General features: G+C 65.2%; 16 protein-coding genes. 6 read left to right on the forward strand and 10 right to left on the reverse strand.

Going from position 1 to position 20,835, the window contains the following annotated elements; genetic code table 11:
• The first annotated feature begins 9 nt into the window (after nucleotides 1-9).
• The 3 genes from GEMMAAP_RS03910 to GEMMAAP_RS03920 all read left to right on the forward strand — a co-directional run bounded on the left by GEMMAAP_RS03910 (nucleotide 10) and on the right by GEMMAAP_RS03920 (nucleotide 9,611).
• Entirely contained in the window at nucleotides 10-4,608 is a 4,599-nt protein-coding gene (locus GEMMAAP_RS03910) for a translocation/assembly module TamB domain-containing protein (protein ID WP_043581090.1), read from the forward strand.
• 387 nt (nucleotides 4,609-4,995) lie between these two features.
• The gene (locus GEMMAAP_RS03915) at nucleotides 4,996-8,817 is read left to right on the forward strand and encodes a PAS domain S-box protein (RefSeq protein WP_026850161.1); all 3,822 of its coding nucleotides are present in this window, start codon (nucleotides 4,996-4,998) and stop codon (nucleotides 8,815-8,817) included.
• A 20-nt stretch (nucleotides 8,818-8,837) separates the two neighbouring features.
• Nucleotides 8,838-9,611 carry a C40 family peptidase gene (locus GEMMAAP_RS03920; protein ID WP_026850160.1) on the forward strand — a complete coding sequence of 258 codons (774 nt, stop codon included), beginning with the start codon at nucleotides 8,838-8,840 and terminating at the stop codon, nucleotides 9,609-9,611.
• Between the two features lie 5 nt (nucleotides 9,612-9,616).
• Here the strand turns inward: GEMMAAP_RS03920 and GEMMAAP_RS03925 are convergent, their stop codons facing one another.
• Nucleotides 9,617-10,048 (reverse strand): DUF6941 family protein, encoded by a 432-nt coding sequence (locus GEMMAAP_RS03925; RefSeq protein ID WP_026850159.1) that lies wholly within the window; start codon nucleotides 10,046-10,048, stop codon nucleotides 9,617-9,619.
• A gap of 60 nt (nucleotides 10,049-10,108) precedes the next feature.
• On the opposite strand from GEMMAAP_RS03925, the gene GEMMAAP_RS03930 reads away from it, so the two are divergent.
• From GEMMAAP_RS03930 to GEMMAAP_RS03940, 3 genes are read left to right on the forward strand one after another with little or no spacing between them, the layout of a single operon-like run.
• Entirely contained in the window at nucleotides 10,109-11,083 is a 975-nt protein-coding gene (locus GEMMAAP_RS03930) for a DMT family transporter (RefSeq protein ID WP_158514724.1), read from the forward strand.
• Nucleotides 11,080-11,769 (forward strand): HAD family hydrolase, encoded by a 690-nt coding sequence (locus GEMMAAP_RS03935; RefSeq protein ID WP_026850157.1) that lies wholly within the window; start codon nucleotides 11,080-11,082, stop codon nucleotides 11,767-11,769. The genes GEMMAAP_RS03930 and GEMMAAP_RS03935 overlap by 4 nt, the downstream gene beginning before the upstream one ends.
• A 31-nt stretch (nucleotides 11,770-11,800) precedes the next feature.
• Nucleotides 11,801-12,553 (forward strand): hypothetical protein, encoded by a 753-nt coding sequence (locus tag GEMMAAP_RS03940; protein WP_026850156.1) that lies wholly within the window; start codon nucleotides 11,801-11,803, stop codon nucleotides 12,551-12,553.
• Nucleotides 12,554-12,703: 150 nt separating this feature from the next.
• Here the strand turns inward: GEMMAAP_RS03940 and GEMMAAP_RS21275 are convergent, their stop codons facing one another.
• From GEMMAAP_RS21275 to rsmB, 9 genes are all read right to left on the reverse strand, one after another.
• On the reverse strand, nucleotides 12,704-12,832 hold the full coding sequence (locus GEMMAAP_RS21275; RefSeq protein ID WP_484494430.1) for a FeoB-associated Cys-rich membrane protein: 129 nt from the start codon (nucleotides 12,830-12,832) through the stop codon (nucleotides 12,704-12,706).
• A gap of 1 nt (nucleotide 12,833) precedes the next feature.
• Nucleotides 12,834-15,014 (reverse strand): ferrous iron transport protein B, encoded by a 2,181-nt coding sequence (feoB, locus tag GEMMAAP_RS03945; RefSeq protein ID WP_053334289.1) that lies wholly within the window; start codon nucleotides 15,012-15,014, stop codon nucleotides 12,834-12,836.
• Between the two features lie 63 nt (nucleotides 15,015-15,077).
• A complete protein-coding gene (locus GEMMAAP_RS03950) occupies nucleotides 15,078-15,362 on the reverse strand; it encodes a FeoA family protein (RefSeq protein ID WP_043581088.1) in 285 nt (94 codons plus the stop codon).
• A gap of 460 nt (nucleotides 15,363-15,822) precedes the next feature.
• Complete coding sequence (gene lgt / locus GEMMAAP_RS03955; RefSeq protein ID WP_026850154.1) at nucleotides 15,823-16,635, reverse strand: prolipoprotein diacylglyceryl transferase; 813 nt, start codon at nucleotides 16,633-16,635, stop codon at nucleotides 15,823-15,825.
• A gap of 2 nt (nucleotides 16,636-16,637) precedes the next feature.
• Nucleotides 16,638-17,705, reverse strand: a complete 1,068-nt coding sequence (tsaD, locus tag GEMMAAP_RS03960; protein ID WP_026850153.1) for a tRNA (adenosine(37)-N6)-threonylcarbamoyltransferase complex transferase subunit TsaD — start codon at nucleotides 17,703-17,705, stop codon at nucleotides 16,638-16,640.
• A 16-nt stretch (nucleotides 17,706-17,721) separates the two neighbouring features.
• On the reverse strand, nucleotides 17,722-18,279 hold the full coding sequence (locus tag GEMMAAP_RS03965) for a TlpA disulfide reductase family protein (RefSeq protein WP_053334288.1): 558 nt from the start codon (nucleotides 18,277-18,279) through the stop codon (nucleotides 17,722-17,724).
• Nucleotides 18,276-18,941 (reverse strand): ribulose-phosphate 3-epimerase, encoded by a 666-nt coding sequence (rpe, locus tag GEMMAAP_RS03970; RefSeq protein WP_026850152.1) that lies wholly within the window; start codon nucleotides 18,939-18,941, stop codon nucleotides 18,276-18,278. The genes GEMMAAP_RS03965 and rpe overlap by 4 nt, the downstream gene beginning before the upstream one ends.
• Complete coding sequence (locus GEMMAAP_RS03975; protein WP_026850151.1) at nucleotides 18,938-19,495, reverse strand: PASTA domain-containing protein; 558 nt, start codon at nucleotides 19,493-19,495, stop codon at nucleotides 18,938-18,940. Before GEMMAAP_RS03975 ends, rpe begins: the two co-directional genes overlap by 4 nt.
• Entirely contained in the window at nucleotides 19,495-20,835 is a 1,341-nt protein-coding gene (gene rsmB / locus GEMMAAP_RS03980; protein ID WP_158514725.1) for a 16S rRNA (cytosine(967)-C(5))-methyltransferase RsmB, read from the reverse strand. The genes GEMMAAP_RS03975 and rsmB overlap by 1 nt, the downstream gene beginning before the upstream one ends.

The following is a 20,835-nucleotide window of genomic DNA, read 5'->3' on the forward strand; positions in this document are numbered from 1 at the left end:
GCACTCCGTATGACGCCGCGCCGACGCACCATTGTGCTGGGTACGGCCGCAGTGTTGCTCTCACTGCTGGTGGCCGTGGTGGGCGGCATCGTGTCCCTCACGCAAACCGACAGCGGCCGGGCGCTCATTTTGCGCACCGTGTTGCCGCTGGCACGCGCAGCGCTGCCGGGACGGTTGTACGTGGGCAAGGTGGGGGGCAATCTGTTCAACGACATCACCATTGATTCGGTGGATGTCCGTGCCCCCGATGGTACTCCGTTCCTGAGTACCGGCCCCATTCGGGTGCAGTTCGATCCTCGTGACTTGCTCGACGCCCGCATCGCGATCACGTCACTTGATGTCACGCGTCCGATCATCAATCTCGTGGACTACGGCAAGGACGACTGGAACTGGCGACGGGCGCTGCAGCGCAATCGCGGCAAGAAAAAAGCGCCGAGCACCAGTCGTTTTGGCAAATACATCGTGATTGATACGGTGTCGCTGCACGAAGCCACATTTGTCATGCATCTGCCGTGGCAGCTCCCCGATTCTCTCAAGGGCGCCAAGCGCGACAGCGCGCTCGCCTACAATCTCGGGCGATTGGATGGGGAGGTGCGCCGAGAGGACGGCCGCCTGGTGCGCATCTATCGGTTCGTGCGCGGCAATGTGGCCATGGGACGCACACGTCTTGCGCACCCCGACAGCGCCGGCATGCGCATCCCCATGCGGCGGCTGGACGTCATGTGGATCTATCCCCCCTTCTGGTTCAAGGACCTGTCGGGCGATTTCCGACGACTGGGCGACTCGCTGTGGGTGGACAGCGCCAAGTTCGATTTGCCGCGCAGCAAGGCTCGCGGAACCGCCAAGATTGTGTGGGGGAGTAATCTCCCGGTCCGCTATGATGTGCGCCTGCAACTGGACACGGTGGCGCTCAGTGATCTGGCATGGATTGACGAAACCGTGCCGCACACGGGCGGCGGGAAGGCCTCCCTCACCATGCGCAATGATCCGGACAACCTCAACATCATTGAGTACGCCATCACCAACATGGATGCGCGATCGCTCAAGTCGCGCATCCGGGGCAACATGACGTGGGGCGTTGGTGGGTTTGTCACACGACTCACCAATGTGAATCTTGATCTGGAGCCAGCGCACACGGATCTCCTGAAGTGGTTCAACGGTGAGCCCTTCCCGTATGACTGGCGCGGCGAGGTGCGCGGCAAGGTGGTGGCGCGTGGCGGCTACGTGACCGACTGGACGCTGGATGATGCGCAGCTGGTCTTCAGCGATGCCCATGTGCCGGGCGCGGTGTCCCGCGGACGGGCGGCCGGTGCGCTCAACATTTTTCAGCCTGCCGAGGCCATTCTCAAAGGCCTCGATCTCCGGATCGACTATCTGGATTTCCGCACACCGCGTTACGTGAACCCGGTGTTCGCCGAGTTGAACGGCTTTGCCCGCGGGACGGTCCGACTGGATTCACTCTGGTACGATGCCTGGTTCCGCGACGCGGACCTGGAGCTCGTGGACGGACCGGGACAGCCGTCCCGCTTTACCGGTGCTGGCCGGTATACGCTGGTGCCGGAAGGGGTGCTCTTTGATGTGGATCTCCAGGCGTTGCCCCTGTCGTACACCACGCTCTCCAACTCGTATCCCAACATGCCGCTGCGGGGCAGCGCGGTGGGACGGATTCAGGCCAAGGGCATGGCCGAAAAGTTTGATCTGCAAACCACGCTCTCCGGAGAAGGGGGCGAGTTGAGCTTTACCGGGGTGGCCGATGCGTTGGAGCCGGCTATGGGGGCAACGGGCACGTGGCGCGTTCGTGGCGGCAATTTGCAGGCGCTCTTCGGTACCAGCGCCATGCCCACGTCCACGCTCAACATGACGGGGACGGTGGACCTGCTTGGCGAGGTAGACGCCATGGGCGAATTCATCAATAGCACGATCAAGGGGCCGCTCACCGCCACCATTGACCAGTTCTCGCGCATCGCCGATGCGCGCGTGTTTGGCGGGAGTGCATCCATTCGGTTCGACGCCGGCGTGGCGCGCGTGGATACGCTGACGGTGGAGAGTTCCGCCCTGCGGATGGTGGTCCGTGGCGGGGTCGGCCTCGATCGCAGCAAGCGCGACTCGCTGCGCTTTTCGGTGCTGGTCGATTCGCTGGGCGGGCTGCGACCCTGGTTGTCACCGTCGGATTCCACCAAGAAAGCGTTTATCCTCCCCGCCGATACGTTGCGGGGGACGATGGAGCTCACCGGGTCACTCTTCGGATCCATCGACACGCTCGATACCGACGGCATGGATCTCGATGCGCGAGGCGACTTCCGAGATCTCGTCGTGGCCAGTTCGCGCAGTGTGCGTGCCGCCTTCGATCTCAACGTGAAGGATGTGCTGCGCGGCGCCAATGGTTTGCTCACGGCCTCTGCCGACTCGGCGTACGTGGCCGGCATCGATGTGGCGTCGGCGTCCGCGCGGTCCACGTTGCGCGGCGGACTGGCCGATCGCTTCCTCTTCTCGTTGCGCACGCCGTCGGAGTCGCGGATTGCGCTGGCCGGCGGCGTATCCCGACGTGGCGACTCCACTGATGTGAGGATCGATACGCTCACCGTGCGCGTGGACAGTGCCAGTGCGCGCCCCCGCGGATTCCTGCTGGCCGGTCCCAGTACGCTGCGGCTGTTGACCAACGGGGAAGGAATGCTGGATTCGCTGGTGCTGCAGCACACCGATACCGGACGGCTCTCGCTGACTGGGCAATTGGCCCAGAACGGAATTGTCAGTGGTCGCTTGGACGCGACCGCCGTGCCACTGGGGGATGTTGGGCGCTTGTTGCGACGCTCCGGCTTGGCCAAGGGCACCATGACCGCACAGGCTGTGGTGAGTGGCACGCGCGAGCAGCCACGCATGGACGGCACCATTATGCTGCAGGACGCGGTGGCGGGACGGGTTCGACTGGGAGAGCTGACAGCGTCGGCGCACTACGACTCGTTGCGGCTCTCGTTGAATGGCGCCCTGCGTGTAAACAATACCCCCGCCCTCACTGCCACCGCGTCGTTGCCCATGGATCTGGCGCTGGCCAGTCGCAGCACGCGCACCATCGACGAGCCGCTCACGGGTCGTATTCAGGCCAATCGCACCGATCTCACGCTGCTCGAAGCGCTGTTCCCCGATATCACGCGGGCGCGTGGAACGCTGGAAACGGATGTGCAACTCACCGGCACGTGGAAGCGCCCGCGGCTCCGCGGGCAGGTGCGCATGGATGGGGCGGCGCTCTCGCTGGAGAATCTCGGTATTCGCCTGGAAAATGCGACCGCCGATATCGGACTGACGGGGGACAGTATTCTCGTCCGTCGTTTCGGAGCGGTGAGTGGCGCGGCCACCGATACACTTGGGATCTCGGGGGTCATTGGGATCACGGAAATCGACAACCCGACGTTCAACCTGCGGCTGGCGGCCAACAACTTCCTCGCGGTAGACAAGGCGCGTTCGGCCACGCTGACGTTGACCACCACCACGCCCATCACCCTCACCGGCTCCAGCGACGCGGCGCGCCTGCGTGGGGCGGTGCGCGTCGATCGTGGTCGCGTGTACATCAGCCAGCTCACGCAGCGTCGGGCGCTCGATCTGAGCGACAACCTCGATCTGGTGGACACCACCCGACTGGCCATGAACGCGCTGCTCCCCAATGCCCCCAACATGCTCATGCGGAATCTGCAGTTGGACAACGTGCGCATTGGTATCGGGGATGACGTGTGGCTGCGTTCGCCGGAAGCCAACCTGAAACTTGGCGGACAGCTGCGGGTCACGCGGGCCCTCTCCCGCAATGGCGCGGGGGCGCAGTTGGCCCTGTCGGATTCGCTCACGGTGGAGCGTGGCACCTACCAGCTCAACCTCGGGCTGGCGCGCCCCAGCTTTGAGGTGGAGCGCGGGCTGGTGCGGTTCTTTGGCGATCCGGAGCTCACGCCCACGTTGGACATTGCGGCGCTGCACACCATTCGCGAAACGCGGGCGAATTCGAATCAGCAGAACGTGCGCATTCGGGTGAACATCGGGGGGACCGTGGATCGCCCCACGTTAGCGCTCACCAGTGCCGACAATCCGCCGCTGCCGGAAAGCGACATGCTGAGCTATCTGGTGACGGGCGAACCGGCGTATACGGTGCTCGGCAGCACCTATGCTGAGCAGGGCGCGACGTTGGCGCTGCGGTTGGCGGGGTCGTATCTGTCGAGCCGTCTGGCGGGCGGGCGCTTTGATGTGGTGCAGGTGGAACCCACTGCGCTGAATCCCGGGGATGCCGCCAACCTGCGTCAGAACGGGCTGGGCATCCTGGCCTCCACCCGTGTTGGCGTGGGCGGACAGGTGGCGCGGAACACGTTCCTCACCTTCAGCACCGGCCTCTGCGGCCTGGCCCCGCAAAACGGCGGCGGCAGCGGCGACGCCCTCTCGCTGTTTGCGCAGGGACTGGGGGTCAAGGTGGAGCGGCGCTTCGAGGGAGGGCTCTCCGTGTCCGCTGGCGTCGAGCCAGGCTCCAGCGCCCAAGCCTGCGGACGGCTGGGGATCAGCCGCACCTTCCAGCAGACCCCGCCCCAAGTGGGCATCGACTTCTTCAGACTCTGGACGTTTTCGAGGTTCTGATTTCGCGGATCTGAGATCGCGGATCTGAGATCGCGGATCTGAGACTGCCGACTCGAGATGTAGAGGTCCGAGCGTTGCGAGTCGCGAGGTGCGATGGATATCGACTGTGCGAGGCCCGATAACCACGATGGTGAGAGGTCCGAGCAGTTCCTCCGCGCGTGTGTGCCCCCCACCGACACCGCCAAAACAGCGCCCGTTCCCGCCGTTACCCGGTAACCCCATAACTCATAACGCCGTTTCCGTCGCCCCTCTCGCCTCACAAATCTGACCTCTGACTCCCGCCTCTCCCGTCTCTCGTCTCAGTACCGAGACGAGCCAAGGTAACGCGCCGTTCATGCTGCGTCGGTTAGTTTCCGAGTTCCCAGCTGGCTCGTCCTTGTGGTGCCCATGATCCAGACGTTTACGCCGTCCACGGCGACGGCCATCAAGTCGTTGCACGATATGCTCGACGCGATCGATCGCGCCGAGTCTACAGGTGCGCGCGTGCAGGTGGCGGCGAATCTGCTGCACGAGATGGGTTTCGACCGGGTCGTGCTGACGCTGCGGGATCCCTCGCTCAACCCCACCGTCGTGGCCCATGCCGGCAAGACGGACATGGCGTCGCTGACCGGGCTGGGGCTCAAACCGTTGCCGGGCGCCGTTTGGCGTCGGCGCTTGCCCCATCTTGAGCGCTTCCGGGTGGGCGATCTCTGTCTGCTGGACGGGAGCGATGAGTGGGTGGCCCGCGAGTTTTTCGGTGCGGATCCCTCGCCCGCCGGCGATGGGCAGAGCTGGCTTCCCACGGATCTGATTGTCGCGATTATGCGCGGGCCGAGGCAGGACGTGATCGGCACCATCAAGCTGGCCGGTGCCCGCGACGGGCGGCGCCCCAGTGATGCGCGCCGTCGTGACCTCGCTGCCATTGTGCGTCACCTGACGGCGCGGGTGTCGTACGACGCGCTGGAAGCGCTGGCCATGTTGCGTCACGAACGGTTGTCGCTGCTGCAGGAAGCCGGCGCGTCACTGACACGTTCGCTTGACGAACAGGAGATCATGCGCGAGCTCGCGCGCCAGGTGCAGCGCGCCATTCGGTGCGACGGTATCGCCGTGCTAGTCCCTGATTTGCAGCACGATATTCTCACCACGGCCTTGCGGCTGTTGCGTGGGGTGGAGCGCCCGCGCGGCCAGGTGCGCCTCGGGGAAGGGTTGGTGGCGGAAGTGGCGCGTACCGGGCGTCCGGTACGGGTGGGCGATCGTGAGGCCGACCGCGCCCGCGAGAAGGCGGGGCTCGCCCCGCCGCTGTCGATGTACGATATCGTCGGCGAATCGGGAGCGGCCACGAGTGCCGTGGCGGTGCCCATTCGCGTTGGGATCCGTCTGCTGGGCGTGCTGGCCGTGCACTCCACCAACGCCGACATGTACACGGCGGAAGACGAGGAGATGCTGGCCACGATGGCGTCGCAGGCCGCGACAGCCATTGCGAATGCCCGCCGCTACGCCGAGAGCGAGCGCGAACGCCGCACCACGGAAGCGCTCGCCGATGTGGCGCGCGCCGTGGGCGAGTCGCTGCGCCTCGGCGAAGTGCTGCGCCTCATTCTGCGCCATGCCGTCTCGCTGCTCAACGTGGAGGGCGCCTGCATTGCCCTGCGCACTGGCGACTATCTCCACATCGTGGCGTCCATCGGAACGGCCGATGTGCTGAGCGGGGTGCACCTCCCCATCAACGCGAGCCTGATCGGGCGGTCGGTTCTTACGAACGATCTCATTCTGGTGAATGAGTTCAGTGGCGACAATGCGCTGAACCGGTCGGTGCAGCATCTGATGCGCATTCAGCGCACGCTGATTGCGCCGTTTGTGACGGGCGGCGGCACCATTGGCGCCATCTCCATTCTCAATCGCGAGAAGCCGTTCGACGGAGAAGATGCCAAGGTGTTGCAGCGGCTGGCCGATCATGTGTCGGTGGCCATTGTGAACGCTCGGCTCTTTGAGGAAATCGAAAAAGCCACGCGTGAATGGAAGGTGGCCTTTGACAGTACTGCCAGCGGCATCGTGGTGCTGGAGGAATCGCTCACGGTCAGCCGCTGCAACACACGGGCGGCCGAGTTGTGCGGCTTCAGCATTCCCGGGTTGCTGGGGCGTCGTTTCCGCGATGCGCTGGTTGGTGCCGGCGACTCACCGGAAGGGCACCAGCTTGACGCCTTCATTTCACGCGCGCTCATCGACGGTGTGCCGGTACGCGGCACCGTGCGCGACATGGCGACCGGGCGCTTGTTCTCGCTGCTGGCGGCGTCGCATCCCGATGGCGGGTGTGTCATCACGTTTGACGACGTCACCGAAACCGCCCGCCTGGCGGAGCAGCACCGCAAAGTCCTCGATACCGTCTCCGACGCGATTGTCATCACCGGGCTCGATGGGCGAATCATCTTCGCCAATCCGGCGGCGCATACCCTGTTCGGGCGGGGCAACCTTGTCGGGGAGTCCGCGTCGCGGCTGGTGTCAGATGGTTCGCGGCTGGAGGTCGAAGAGCATGAGCAGGCCGGCCGCCGCGGCGAAAGCCGTCGGTACGAATGCGAAGTCATGCACGCCGACGGGTCCGCACGCATCGTTCAGGTCAGTAGTGCACCGTTGCACGAATTGCACGAAGTCACCGGAACGGTGTCCTGTCTGCGCGATGTAACGGCGCAGCGCGCTGATGCTCAGGCGCGCCAGCGCAGCGAAGAGCTGTACCGCCGACTCGTGGAGAGTGCAACCGACGCCATCTTCACGGTGGACGCTGACGGCCGTTTCACCAGCGTCAATGCCGGCTTCCTCAAGGAAGCGGGGCTCTCGCGTGACCAGGTGCTGGGGCAGCATTATCTCGCGCTGGTGGATCCGATGGATCGCCCGGTGGCCGACCGCGAGATGCGCGCGACGCTCGCTGGCGAGCGGCGACGGGCCCAGGTCCGCTGCATTGGCGTGAGTGGATCACGACTGACCATGGTCACCACGGCCCCGTTCGAGGACAGCGGCCAGGTGGTTGGGGCGCTCGGCATTGTCCGGGACATCACGAACGACGAAGTCCGACGCGAGGCCACCCTGCAACAGGCGCGACTCGCGGCCGTGGGGCAGTCGTTGGGACGTGTGGCCAATGAACTGAACAATCCGCTGGCCAGCCTGCTGGCCGTGGCGGAATTGCAAATCAGTTCGCCCACGATGGGAAGCGAGGACCGTCGCGCCGTGTCACAGATTGTCGAGGAGGCCAGACGCGCCTCGCAGATCGTGGGGCAGTTGCTCGATACCACCGGCGAAGCGCCACAGTTGGGCGGTACGCGTGCCCCGGTGGATGTGACCACGGTGCTGAAGCGCGCGCTGGATCATCACAGCTACACCTTGCGTTCCCTCGATGTCACGGTGGAAAGCGACCTGGCGTCTGCCCTCCGATTGGTGGACGGCGACCGTCTGCAGCTGCAGCAGGTGATTTCCAATCTCATCACCAACGCCGAGCAGGCGTTGAGTGAACATCACGGGCGACGCGAACTGCGGGTGACCTCCGCCATGGATGGGGAGCGCGTTCGGATTACCGTGAAGGACTCCGGGCCCGGCATTCAGCCGCAGCACCTGAGCCGGCTGATGGAACCGATGTTCACGACACGCGGATCGCGTGGCCACCGCGGCCTCGGGCTCACGATCACGCACACGATCGTTCGTGACCATGGTGGGCACCTCGAGGTGCACTCCACGCCGGGAGACGGGGCCGAGTTTACCATCGTCCTGCCTGCCCTCCCGGCCCATGTGAAGGGGCCCAATGCCGCCGGCGGTACTGCGGCTCAGCTGGAAGTCACGCCGGTGGATACGCAGGCGATCCCTGATGAGCAGTCGCGTGGCGAGGCCATTCTGCTCATCGAAGATGAACACACGTTGCGCGCTGCCATCAGCCGGTTCCTGCGTAGCAGCGGGTACGTCGTGGAGGTCGTCGACAACGGCAGCGCGGCCCTCGACCTGCTCAATAGCAAGCGCTTCGATCTCATTCTGCTCGATTTGCGCATGAAGGGCATTACGGGGGAGGATGTGTACGAAACCATGCAGGCCATGCACCCGGAGCAGTCGTCCAAGGTGGTGTTCATGACCGGTGATCTGCACAGCCCTCAGGCCTCCCGCTTCATTCGTCTGACCGGACGCCCGGTGCTGGCCAAGCCGTTTACGCTGGCCGAATTGGCGCAACGCGTACAGCAGCTGCTGGCCTCCCAGTAGCGTCGCAGTAACTTTTCAGGGTGACTTCCCTGACGCTTTCCACCGCCGATCGCTTCACGGTGCGATCGGCCATTGCCCCGCTCCTTGGCGAGGCGAGGATTTCCGCCTCGCTCACCTCCCAGCTGCTGGGGGGCGAAGTCGTGCACCTGGTAGACGGTCGCGGCGATTGGCTGCGCGTGCGTGGTGCCGACGAGTACGAAGGCTGGACGCACGTGGGTTACCTCATGCCGTGCAACGGGACCGAGGGCACGTGGCGTATTTCGCTGGGGTGTGTCACCCGCGATGCGCACGGGACGACTCGGCGTTGGCCCTTGGGGGCGCGCTTGGCGCCAACACATGAGGTGCTTGACGGTGACGCCATTGCGTTGGAGGCCCGCGCCTCGCGTTTCCCGCGCGCCGTGCAGGCCATCGCCGACAGCGCCGCCACGCTGTTCACCGGCGCCAGCTATCAGTGGGGCGGTGTGACCCCCTGGGGCGTGGACTGCTCGGGGTTGGTGCAGCGCGTGCTGGCACTGCATGGCGTACCACTCCCGCGCGACGCCTGGCAGCAGGCTGAAGCCACCACGCCGGTGCACGACGATGCGGCGGCGCTGCATGCCCCCGGCGATCTCCTGTTCTTCTCGGACCGCGACGACCGCCGCATCACGCATGTCGGCATCTCGCTCGGCGAGCGTCGCATGGTCCACAGTGCGCTCACCCGCGGTGGAGTGGCCATTGAGCAGATGGACCAGGACGAGCCCTACGTGGCGCGACTGCGGGCGCAGTGCACCGGAGTGCACCGCATAGGGGGATAGGGCCGTCAGCTCACCATCGCCGGCGGCTGCGTGGGCAGCGCGGGCGCCTGACCGCCGTGTACCTGCAGCGTGCAGGTGGCGGTATGCTGTGATCCGACATTGATGATCATGCGATACTCGCCGGTGACATCGAGTGGCAGATCGAGCTGAATGATGACCGGCATGTCGATCTCACTCGTGCCGGCCGGTGCCGCGCCAACTTCGAGTTCGGCCTGTGAGCTCCACAATTCGTTGCCACGCGGATTCATCCAGCGCAACGTGAGCGGGTGGACTCCCACATCCTGTGAGGTGGCCTTGAGGCGCAACACGAAGGTGGTGCGGGGATGCAGGGTAGGGAACTGGCCAACCTGCACGGCGTCAAAGACGCCGAGGATGTTGAGCTTCCCTTCCTGGGAGATGTTCGCCGCGTCGGCGAAGAGCGCAAAGGAGACATGCATCCGGTGAAGATAACCCACCTCGCGCTACCCCGGGTGCCGCTGCCCTGCCTACATTGGAAGATGTCGTCTCCGTCCTCCTCACCGGCCGCCGCCGAGCGTCGCCAGCCTCCCGCCGTCGCGACCCCGAACGGGTTCGGTATGACGGACGCCGGCCTGGTGCTCATGGCGACCATCTGGGGAGTGAACTACAGCGTGGTGAAGGCCGGGCTGCAGGCCATGACCCCGCTGTCGTTCACTGCAGTGCGCATGGTGTTCGCGGCGCTCGTGCTCTTTGCCGTGGCGCAATTCATCCGCGATGCGTGGCCCTCGCGTCGCGATGCGCTCCAGCTGTTTCTGCTCGGCCTGCTGGGCAATGGCTTTTATCAGCTGCTGTTCATCTCGGGCATGGCCCGTACGCGGGCCGGTGTGGCCGCGCTCATCGTCGCCGCCGGGCCAGCCTGGATTGCCATCATGTCCCGCATGTTGGGGCGCGAACGCGTGTCGCGTCTGGGATGGGGCGGGATTGGCTTGCAGCTGGTGGGTGTTGTCTGCGTGGTGGGCAGTACGCAGGGGTTTGAAGGCGGCGAGCAGGGGCTCATTGGCGCCGTGCTCATCTCGGCCGGCAGTATCGCGTGGGCGCTGTACAGCGTGCTGCTGCAGCCGTACACGCAGCGGGCCCACGCCCTGCATCTCTCGGCCATTACACTCGCCAGTGGCGCGCTGATGATGGCCATCGTTGGCTTGCCTGACATGCTGCGTCTCGACTGGGGCGCGGTGAGTCGTACCGGTTGGGGGGCGGTCGCCTATTCGGCGCTGGGCGCCATGGTGGTGGGGTACATGTTGTTCTACCACGGCGTTCGGGTGCTGGGCCCCACCAAGACGGCCATGTATGGCAATCTCCAGCCCATCATTGCCATCGCCGTTGCGTGGGCCATGCTGCACGAGACGCCCACCAGCTGGCAGCTGCTCGGGGCTGGATTCATCATGGCGGGGCTGCTCGTCTCGCGGACTGCCAAAGTCCGACCGGCCCCGGAAGCCCTGGAGGAAGCGGCATGAAGGTGGTGTTGTTTGATATCGATGGCACGTTGCTGCGCACGGACGGTGCCGGGCGTCGCTCCATGGAGCATGCCCTGTTTACCGTGTTCGGGGCGCACGGCGATCCCGCGTATCGCTACGATGGCAAGACGGATCGCCAGATCACCCGCGAACAGATGCGCTGGGCCGGTGTCTCCGATGACGTGATTGACGCCCGCATGCACGACGTGTTCAGTCTGTACGCCGAACGGCTGGCGCAGGAACTGGCGAGCGGAACGGAGCAGGCCGTGCTCATGGAAGGAATTCCGCCGTTGCTCGAACGGCTCGGGGCGCACGAGCACGTCACCCTGGGGTTGCTCACGGGCAATATCGAGCAGGGCGCAAAGCAGAAAATTCACGCCGTGAAGCTGGCCTGGGAGCAGTTCCTGGTGAACGCCTTTGGCAGCGATCACGAACACCGGCCCATGTTGCCGGCCGTGGCGCAGCAGCGTGCCCAGGCGCTGCTGGGTCGGGAGATCCCCGGTGAACAGATGGTGATCATTGGCGATACGCCGGCTGATATCCATTGTGGTCGATCGCTCAACGTTCGCGCCATTGGCGTGGCGACGGGGCGCTACTCGGTGAGCGAACTGTTGGCGCACGACCCGGCGGCGGTGTTTGCCACGCTTGCCAATACGGATGCCGTGGTGGAGAGCATCCTCGCGTGACGATATACATGGCGGACCGGGTTGGCACTGTATGAACTCCCCGTCGGATTTCCCCCCCGATGCGCTGTCGGTGCAAGTCGTGGGCATTGTGCGCGGGCGCGAGATCAATGCCACGGCCGTCGTGACGCTCGATACGGCGGCGGTGGTGTTGTCGTGGCCCACGGCCGCCGCCTGGCGTCTGGAGCTCGACGGCATTGAAGGCGTGGGCACGGGCCCGTCGTCGCTGACGGTGTACTTGCGTGACCACGATGTGCTGGAGCTCTCCGGCAGCGACGCGTTGCGTCCGCTGGCACAGGCCATTGTCGATCGTGCCTGTCGCATGCCTGAGCTCACGCGCGGCCTGCGTGAGCTGGGCGCCGTGCGCCGTACGGATATCCGCGCCAACGGCCGCAGTCCCCTGCATACCGCGCACGATATGTGGTTCGCGCCGCTGCTCGCGGCGCGGCAGGCGGTACATGGAGTGAGCGATCCATCGCGGCAAGTCACGCTCATGGATGGCGCTGCGTTGACCGCGGCCATGTCGGCAGCCTCGGCGCAGATTGCCACGACGCTCGCGCCGGAGAACGCCGCCGAACAGCGTGCGCTGGAAGCCGCCATTGAAGATGAAGCGGCGCCGCTGTTTGCCGCGCTGGAGCGGTTACGGCTGGCGGGTCAGACGGTACAGACCGGTGCGACGGATACCCGCATTGCCGACTGGCGCCGGTGGGTACTGGCGGCGCGCGATGTATTTGCGGGCGCCGACGAGGCGTGGGGTCAGATTGCGCAGATTGTGGGGGAGAGTTGAGCGCACGAAGACTGCAAACTGACAAGTCGAACTGACAACTGAAAACTCCTACTGACCACTGAAAACTCGTGAGCCGCAGGCGAGTGGTCAGTTTTCAGTTTGAGTTGTCAGTAATCAGTATCAGTTGTCAGTTCTCAGTCCAACTGGCATTCACCCGCACCCGCAATCGCTGCCGCATCCGCTCTTGGGTTTACGGGCCGCAGCGAGCGAAGCCCACGCTCGGCGCCCCACGAAAGCGGCGGCTGCGCCGACGATCAGGACAACCACGATCGTTTCCATCTCAGCCTCCCCAGCCAAGGGCGGTACCGCCCGCGTACACGATCCAGGCGGCAACGTACGCGAGCACCAGCATGTAGCCGAACTGAATCGTGGCCCATTTCCACCCGAGCGCGCCGCCACCGGCCTCGCGCACGGTAACGGCAACCGTGCTGATGCACATGAGAGCGAACACGTAGAACACCATGAGGCCAATGGCCACCAGCGGCGTGTACACGCGCTGCCCGGTGACCGGGTTGGTTTCGGCGACCAGCTTCTCCGTGAGTGCCGCTTCGTTCTCGCTGCCGACGCCGTAGATGGTGCCCATGGTGGACACAAATACTTCACGGGCGGCGAAGGAGGCAGCGATGGAGACACCAATCTTCCAATCGTACCCCAGCGGGCGCACTACAGGTTCAATGGCGTGCCCGATTTGCCCCAGGACGGAGTGTTCGAGTTGTTGTTCCTGCTGCGCTTCGGCGGGGAGTGACGCGTCCACGGCCGACTTGGGGTAGGTGGCCATGGCCCAGAGCACGATGCTGAGCGCCAGAATGACGGTACCGGCGCGGCGCAGGAACAGCTGACAGCGTTGCGCCACACTTACCAGCAGCGACCACGCGCTGGGCAACCGGTAGGGGGGCAGTTCGAGAATCATGGGGCGCACGGGCCCCTTGAGGAGCGTGCGCTTGAAGATGGCGGCCACCGCCAATGCCGCCACCGTGCCCAGCAGATACATGCCCAGCATCGTGGCGCCCTGCAGCGTGAGTCCCGGAATGAGCGACGTGGCGGGGACAAACGCACCAATGAGCAACGTGTACACGGGGAGCCGCGCCGAACAGCTCATGAGTGGCACCACCATGATGGTGGCGAGGCGGTCCTTGGGATCTTCAATGGTACGCGTCGCCATCACCCCCGGCACCGCACAGGCATAGCCGGAGAGCATGGGAATGAAGCTTTTCCCGTGCAGCCCCACCGTGCGCATGATGCGATCCATGAGGAACGCCGCGCGCGCCATGTACCCCGAGTGCTCAAGCAGCGTAATGAACGCGAAGAGAATGGCGATCTGTGGCAGAAAGACCAGCACCGAACCCACGCCACCAAACACGCCATCGACGACGAGCGATTTGAGATCGCCGTCGGCCATGCGGTCACCCACCGCGCCACCCAGCGCACCTATGAGCACCTCAATGCCGTCCATGAGTGGTGTCGCCCAGGAGAAGACCGCCTGGAAGACGACCGCCATGAGCACGAGAAAGATGACCGGCCCAAGCACCCGGTGCAGGGCGATGCGGTCAATCTGATCGCTGAGGTTCTGCTTGATGGTGCGAGGGCGGGACACCGTACGTTCAATGACTCCCGCAATCCACGCGTACCGCACTTCGCTTTCGAGGCGATTGGGGGTGAACCCGCGGTTCTTGAGCGTGGCCATGGCATCCTGGATCTGCACCTGCAGCTGGGGCACGGTGACCAGATGCGGTTCACTCTTGCTGACGCTGAGCAGCCGGAGCGCTTCCATCCCGGCGGCAGTCGGCGTGAGTCCGGCCTCCACCAGGCAGCTCTTGAGCGGCGCGAGGGCGTCTTCCACGTCGGCAGGGAGCACAAACTTGCGCGCCGGGGCCGGGAGGGAGGCGGCGGTAATCAGGGCCCGCTTGAGCGGATCGAGTCCTTCGCCGCGCTTGGCCACGGTGGGCACAATGGGCACGCCCAGCTCGTGAATGAGCTCCGGCACATCGATCGCAATCCCTTCGTCCTGCGCGACATCAAACTGATTCAGCGCAATGACGACCGGGATGCCGAGCTCGAGGACCTGACTGGCGAGAAAGAGATTGCGCTCGAGGTGGACGGCGTCGATGACGACGAGGACGACGTCGGGGGTCCACCGGTCGGCGTCCCGGTGCAGGAGCACTTCGAGTGCCACCTGTTCATCGGGCGACCCGGCGGACAGCGAGTAGCTCCCGGGCAGGTCGAGGACCGTAATGCGGCGGCCGTCGGGGCCCTTGAAGCCGCCTTCGACTCGCTCGACGGTGACACCGGCAAAGTTGCCGACGCGCTGGCGCAGCCCGGTGAGGGCGTTGAAGAGCGTCGTCTTGCCGGTGTTGGGGTTGCCAATGATGGCGACCCGCAGCAGCTCCTGGCGGCCGTCGTGACGGGCTTCAGTCGCGACCGGCGTGGTGCTGTCGGTCGGGGAAGGTTGGATAGTCGTCACGGGGTTGCGAGCGTGTGTCGCTGGAGGATCGCGACACGGGGCCAATCAGCGCCGTCGTGCGCGTCAGGCGCGCGCGGAGACAGGCTGGACGGTGATGCCCGCAGTGAGGGCGGAGCCGAGCGCGAGGCGCGTCCCGCGCACTTCGAGGAGCATGGAGTCCCGGGCGTCGATGATATTGACGGCGGTGCCTTCACAGAGGCCGAGCGCGCGGAGGCGACAGGCTTCATCACCGGAGCACTCGATATCAATGACGGTGGCGCGGGTTCCGGCGCGACAAGCGCTCAATGCGCACGTGGTGCGCGGAGCGAGGTCAGCGGGCTGGAGCGTAGGGAGGGAAGCCGAGCGCACGTGTCTAGTTGAGAATGGTTCTCAGGGGTGATATTGGAGTATACACGAGACCGGGCGATTCCCGCAATGGGGAATTGGGTGGTCGGCATTGATACCGTATAGAGGTCTGCAACTGCGGTTCGGGGAACGGCAACCGCGGTTCGGGTTTGGACCTGCCACGGCAGTCTTTGGACAGCCACTGCAGGTGTGGACTGCCACTGCAGTTGAGGAGCACGGCGGTTTGGGTTTCTGCGGAACGTGCCGCCCGGCTTCGCCTGGGCGGCACGTTCTTGGTGGTTGATGTACCAGCCACTGCAGTGGTCGTAAGGAAGCCACCAAAGGAATGCGCCCGCCCGGCAAAGCCGGCGGGCGCTTCCATACAGACCCCAACTGCGGTGCACCTCAACTGCAGTGGAGGTCCACAACTGCGGTGGCAGTCCAGAACTGCAGTGGCAGGTCTAAACCCGAACCGCGGTTGCCGTTACACGCTACGCCGACGTCCAACCATCAGCGCCACCCCGATCGAGCCAATCGTCAGCGCGATGATCTGGGCCGTGGTCAGCCCAATCGTGAGGGCGTCGTCCTTGGCGCGGAAGAACTCGACGATGAAGCGCTCGATACCGGCGGCGATGCAATAGGCGCCAAAGAGCCAGCCGTCCTTGTGGGTGTGCTTCCGGAACCGCCACAGGATGGCAAACATGATGAATCCCATGATGGTCTCGTACAGCTGGGTGGGATGCACGGCCACCACATCGGTCGGGTTCGTGCCGGCCGGAAAATCGACGCCGAACTGCGAGCTCATCACGGCGACCGTGCTGGGGGGCGCGCCCTCAGGGAACTGCGTGGCGAAGAACCCGTTGAAAGGGCGCCCGTAGTCGTCGCCCACGGCCCAGCAGCCGGTACGTCCTACCGCGTAGCCAGCCGCAATGGCAATACCTGCCACATCGGCGATACGCAGGAAATTGAGCTTCTTGTACTTGATGGTGGCCCAGCAGAGCGCCACCGACCCAATGAAGCCGCCCCAGAACACGAAGCCGCCGCGGCTGAAGAACGCGCCGGGGTCGCCGGTGAGCACCACGTAGTAGGTCTTGGCGCCAATGAGCGTACCAATGAGCGCCGCCATCACCACATCGGGAATGGCATCGGCCTCGCGGTCATGGCCTCGTCGCCACAGCTCGCGCTGACAGACGATCTGCGCAATGGCAAACGCGGCCAGCACGGCCAGCCCGAAGCCGGTGAGTTCCAGCGGGCCAAGGTGAAAGACCGTGGGGTGGTGCTGTATGGGAAAAAGCATCGTCAAAACTTACCTGAAAAAATCCCGGGGATCGGTAACGACGCCGTGGCGGTCATGGCCGGATCGGCGTGTTCCCCTTTCATGGCGCGAAACAGCCCCGCCGCAGCAATCATGGCCGCATTGTCGGTGGCCAACCGGGGCGATGGCGCAAATACCTCGCCCCCGCGTCCGGCAAAGCGTTCCCGCATGGCGGTCTGCAGCGCGCCATTGCAGGCCACGCCACCGCCCAGTACCACCCGCGTGCGACGTCGGAGTTTCGCCGCCCGATACACCTTCTCCACCAGCGTCTCGATCACCGCGTCCTGAAAGCCGCGCGCAATGCTGGCCCGCTGTCCCTCGAGATCACCCGCCTGCTCGGCGTGACGTACGGCATGCAGGACCGCCGTCTTGAGTCCACTGAACGAGCAGTCGAAGTAGTCGTCGTCGGAGATCACCGCGCGTCGCCGCAACATGGGGCGCGGAAACTGGTGCGGATGCCCATGCGATGGACTCGGGGCGGTCGCCGCCAGCTGTTCCACCGGACGGCCGCCGGGATACGGGAGCCCCAGCAGCTTGGCCACCTTGTCAAAGGCCTCGCCTACGGCATCATCGCGCGTCTGTCCCAGGAGTTGATAGCGCCCCCAGGCCGGCACATCCAGCAGCAGGGTGTGGCCCCCACTCACCAGCAACGCGGTGAACGGGGGCTGCGCGTGCCCATGCTCCAGCAGCGTGGCAAACAGATGCCCCTCGAGATGGTGCACGGGCACCACCGGCTTGCCATAGGCCAAGCCAAGCGCCTTGGCGTAGCTCGTGCCAACCAGCAGCGCTCCCACCAACCCTGGCGCGTGCGTCACCGCAATGGCGTCCACGTTGGGCATTTCCACCTGCGCATCCCGCAGCGCCGTTTCTACCGCCGGCACAATGCCGGTGAGGTGCTGGCGACTGGCAATCTCCGGCACCACCCCACCAAAGAGGCGATGCACGTCCTGCGAGAGAATGACCAGCGACTCCAGCGTCATGGCGTCGGGGGTGCCATGCACGATGGCGGCCGACGTTTCGTCGCAGGAGGTTTCGATGCCGAGGATGCGCACGCGAACGGGTGCGGCGTTACGACTTGGGCTGCGCGAGCAGCTGCTCGAGCAGACGCTTGTTGCCGTCGTAGTTCAGGGTAAGATCGGTGTGGCCAATGAGCCGCTTCCGCACCACCCCTTCGCGGTCGATGATGAACGTTTCCGGCACACCAGTGGTGCGATAAATGCCCTGAATGGATCCGGAGGCGTCGTGCAGCACTTCGAAGTTCAGGCCGAACTCCTTCACGAAGTCACGGATCTTCTGTTCTTCGCCTGCGTTGTCCACGCTGACCGCCACAATCTTGAGTCCCTTACCCCCCAGCTCCTGGTGCAGGCGCTCGATGGCCGGCATCTCCTCACGGCACGGACCGCACCAGGTGGCCCAGATATTGAGCAGAATGACTTCGCCGCGATAATTGCTGAGCGACTTCATCTGCGGCGTCGCATCGACGGTGGACGCCGCAAAGCCCGGCGCATCAGAGCCGGTGGTGACGTTGGTCAGTTCGTCCTTGAGGAAATGCGATGCGGTGAAGGCGCCGCCGACCAGAAAGGCCACGATGCCGAGCACCACCATCCACTGCTGTTTCGCGGTCATACGCTTTCCGAACAGAGGTTGCGCAGCACGGCGATTTCCTGCTGCGGATGTGCTGCCCCAAAGACGGCGTTGCCGGCCACGAACGTGTCGGCCCCCGCCTTCCAGCAGCGGTGAATGGTGTCGCGCGAAATGCCCCCGTCCACTTCCAGCACGGCGGGGCTCTGCGCCTGGTCAAGCAGGAAGCGCGCGCGTTCGATCTTGTCCACCGAGTAGTCGATGAACTTCTGGCCGCCGTAGCCCGGATTGACGCTCATGATGAGCAGCAGGTCGAGCATGTGCGCCACTTCTTCGATGGCGCTGAGCGGAGTGGCCGGATTGAGTGCCACGCCGGCTTTGACGCCCAGTTCCTTGATGCGCGCGAGCTGACGATCGAGATGGGGCGCCGCTTCCGCGTGAATGGTGAGCACATCGGCGCCCGCCTTCACGTAGTCTTCGAAATAGTTCTCCGGCTCCAGCACCATGAGATGCACGTCCACCACCTTGGTGGTGGACTTCTTCACGGCTTCAATGACCTTCACGCCGAACGACAGATTCGGCACGAACCGACCATCCATGACATCCACGTGAATCCAGTCGGCGCCGCCGGCTTCACACATGGCAATCTCGTCGCCGAGTTTCCGGAAGTCGGCGCTGAGGACGGACGGGGCGATGCGAACGTTCATGGGGCGAAAGGGGACGAGGGTCTGGACAACGTATCGGTGCCGGTCCGCCCGTCACTGAGGACGAGGGTGACCGGTGTTTGCGGGGCGACCTGGGCTCCGGCCAGGGGCATGGACGCGAGCACGGTGCCCGCCGGCTTGGACGACGCCTGGAACTGCACTTCTCCCACCTGCAGTCCGGCATCGAGGAGCGCGTTCCGGGCGGCGCCCTCTTCCATGTCTGTTACCTGCGGCACGGCAGTGAGTTCAACCGGCGGGGCTTCCGCCTCGCTGCTCACGCTGTCGGCCTTGCGTTTGGCTTCGGCGGAGCGCTCCTGAGCCGTCGGCTCGGGGATGCGCCCCTTGGCAATGCTGTCGAGCATGACGGCGAGCGAATCCACACCGGTGCCACGCCCCGGCTCGAGTTTGCTCACGGTCATCACGCCGGCGCCGGCGCCAATGGAGACACCGGCCACGATGGCAATGAGGGCGCGAATGCCCCACAGCTTGAACGCTGCTGCTCCGGCGCGGCGGCCGCCGTTCGTCGCCTTGGTCGTAGTCTTTTTGGTGGTAGCCATCAGGCACTCCTCCGGAGACGCGCGGCAAAGGCACCGTCAAAGCCGTGGCGATGCGGCAGCACACGCAGATACCCACCGTCGAGCACATCGTCGGGGACCACGCCGGGGGCCGGGGCCTCCAGCGTGAACTCCGGGTGTGCGGCCAGAAACTGCTGCACCTGTTCGTCGTTCTCTTCGAGCTCCAGTGAGCAGGTGCTGTAGATCAGCAAGCCGCCCGGCTTCACCACCGTCGCGGCGGCGCGCAGAATCTGCTTCTGCAATGCGCCCAGCACCGCAAAATCGCTCACCTGCAACCGCCACCGCGCATCCGGGTGCCGACGAAAGGTGCCAGTCCCGGTGCAGGGCACATCCACCAACACCGCTTCCACCGGGGTGATGGCGGGGTGCCTGGCATCGGCCACCAGCACATGCAGCCGCTCGGCATCCAACCGGCCAAAGCCGTTCATCATGCGATCCACACGCGTCATGTTCCGATCGGCGGCGAGCACCAGGCCAGCGCGGCGCGAGAGCTCCAGCGCCTTGCTCCCCGGTGCGGCGCACAGGTCGGCCACGGTGCTGCCTTCGGCCACATGCGCGTACTGCACCACCAACGTGGCCGCCGGGTCCTGCACGTAGAGGGCGCCCTGCTTGAAGGCGCCCAGTTCGGTGAGCGCCACCCCTGTGGCCAGGCGCAACGAATCGGCAACGCGCGGGACCTCGTGTGTTTCCACGCCAGCGCCATCGAGCATGGCCTCCAGCTGTTCGCGCACCACACCGTACGGACGCACCACAATGCTGGCTGCGGCGTTGTTGGCGTCGAGCAGGGCCCGCGTCTCCTCCATGCCCCAGCGCTCACTCCACCGCTGCACCACCCACCGGGGATGCGAGTACTGCTGCGCCAGCGCTTCCAGGGCATCCGAGGGCGTGGCTGGCTCAATGGTGGCCCGCTCCCGGTCAATGCGCCGCAATACGGCGTTGGCCAGCTTGCTGGCTCCAATACCGTGCCGCTGCTTGGTGAGCTGCACCATCTGCCCAATGGCGGCGTAGGGCGGCACGCTCCCCATACTGAGCAGCTGATAGGTGCCCAGTCGCAGCAGATCGGCCACGTCCACATCGATCTTGGCAATGCCGCCGCGCACGCGGTCGGCCAGAATGGCGTCGAGTCGGCCGCGACTGCGCAGCATCCCCCACACCAACTCCTGCACCCAGCGACGATCGCGCGCGTCGAGGGCCAGCGTCCGCTTTTCGAAGGCGCCATCCAGCAGCTGCCCCGCCCGCAGGTCGGCCAGCATGTTGGCCGCTGCGGTGCGTGACTCCGTCACATCGGGGCCTTTCTGTTCGCCCTGGTACGGCCGCTTCAC

The sequence above is a fragment of the Gemmatimonas phototrophica genome (assembly GCF_000695095.2).
GTDB lineage: Bacteria > Gemmatimonadota > Gemmatimonadetes > Gemmatimonadales > Gemmatimonadaceae > Gemmatimonas > Gemmatimonas phototrophica.

Bases quoted from the DNA above. Each gene is read 5' to 3' on its own strand.
- GEMMAAP_RS03930 (WP_158514724.1), top strand. From the start codon at position 10,109: ATGTCGTCTCCGTCCTCCTCACCGGCCGCCGCCGAGCGTCGCCAGCCT.
- GEMMAAP_RS03940 (WP_026850156.1), top strand. From the start codon at position 11,801: ATGAACTCCCCGTCGGATTTCCCCCCCGATGCGCTGTCGGTGCAAGTC.
- rpe (WP_026850152.1), bottom strand. From the start codon at position 18,941: ATGAACGTTCGCATCGCCCCGTCCGTCCTCAGCGCCGACTTCCGGAAA.
- GEMMAAP_RS03975 (WP_026850151.1), bottom strand. From the start codon at position 19,495: ATGGCTACCACCAAAAAGACTACGACCAAGGCGACGAACGGCGGCCGC.
- GEMMAAP_RS03935 (WP_026850157.1), top strand. From the start codon at position 11,080: ATGAAGGTGGTGTTGTTTGATATCGATGGCACGTTGCTGCGCACGGAC.
- GEMMAAP_RS03915 (WP_026850161.1), top strand. From the start codon at position 4,996: ATGATCCAGACGTTTACGCCGTCCACGGCGACGGCCATCAAGTCGTTG.
- GEMMAAP_RS03925 (WP_026850159.1), bottom strand. From the start codon at position 10,048: ATGCATGTCTCCTTTGCGCTCTTCGCCGACGCGGCGAACATCTCCCAG.
- lgt (WP_026850154.1), bottom strand. From the start codon at position 16,635: ATGCTTTTTCCCATACAGCACCACCCCACGGTCTTTCACCTTGGCCCG.
- GEMMAAP_RS03910 (WP_043581090.1), top strand. From the start codon at position 10: ATGACGCCGCGCCGACGCACCATTGTGCTGGGTACGGCCGCAGTGTTG.
- GEMMAAP_RS21275 (WP_484494430.1), bottom strand. From the start codon at position 12,832: ATGGAAACGATCGTGGTTGTCCTGATCGTCGGCGCAGCCGCCGCTTTC.
- GEMMAAP_RS03965 (WP_053334288.1), bottom strand. From the start codon at position 18,279: ATGACCGCGAAACAGCAGTGGATGGTGGTGCTCGGCATCGTGGCCTTT.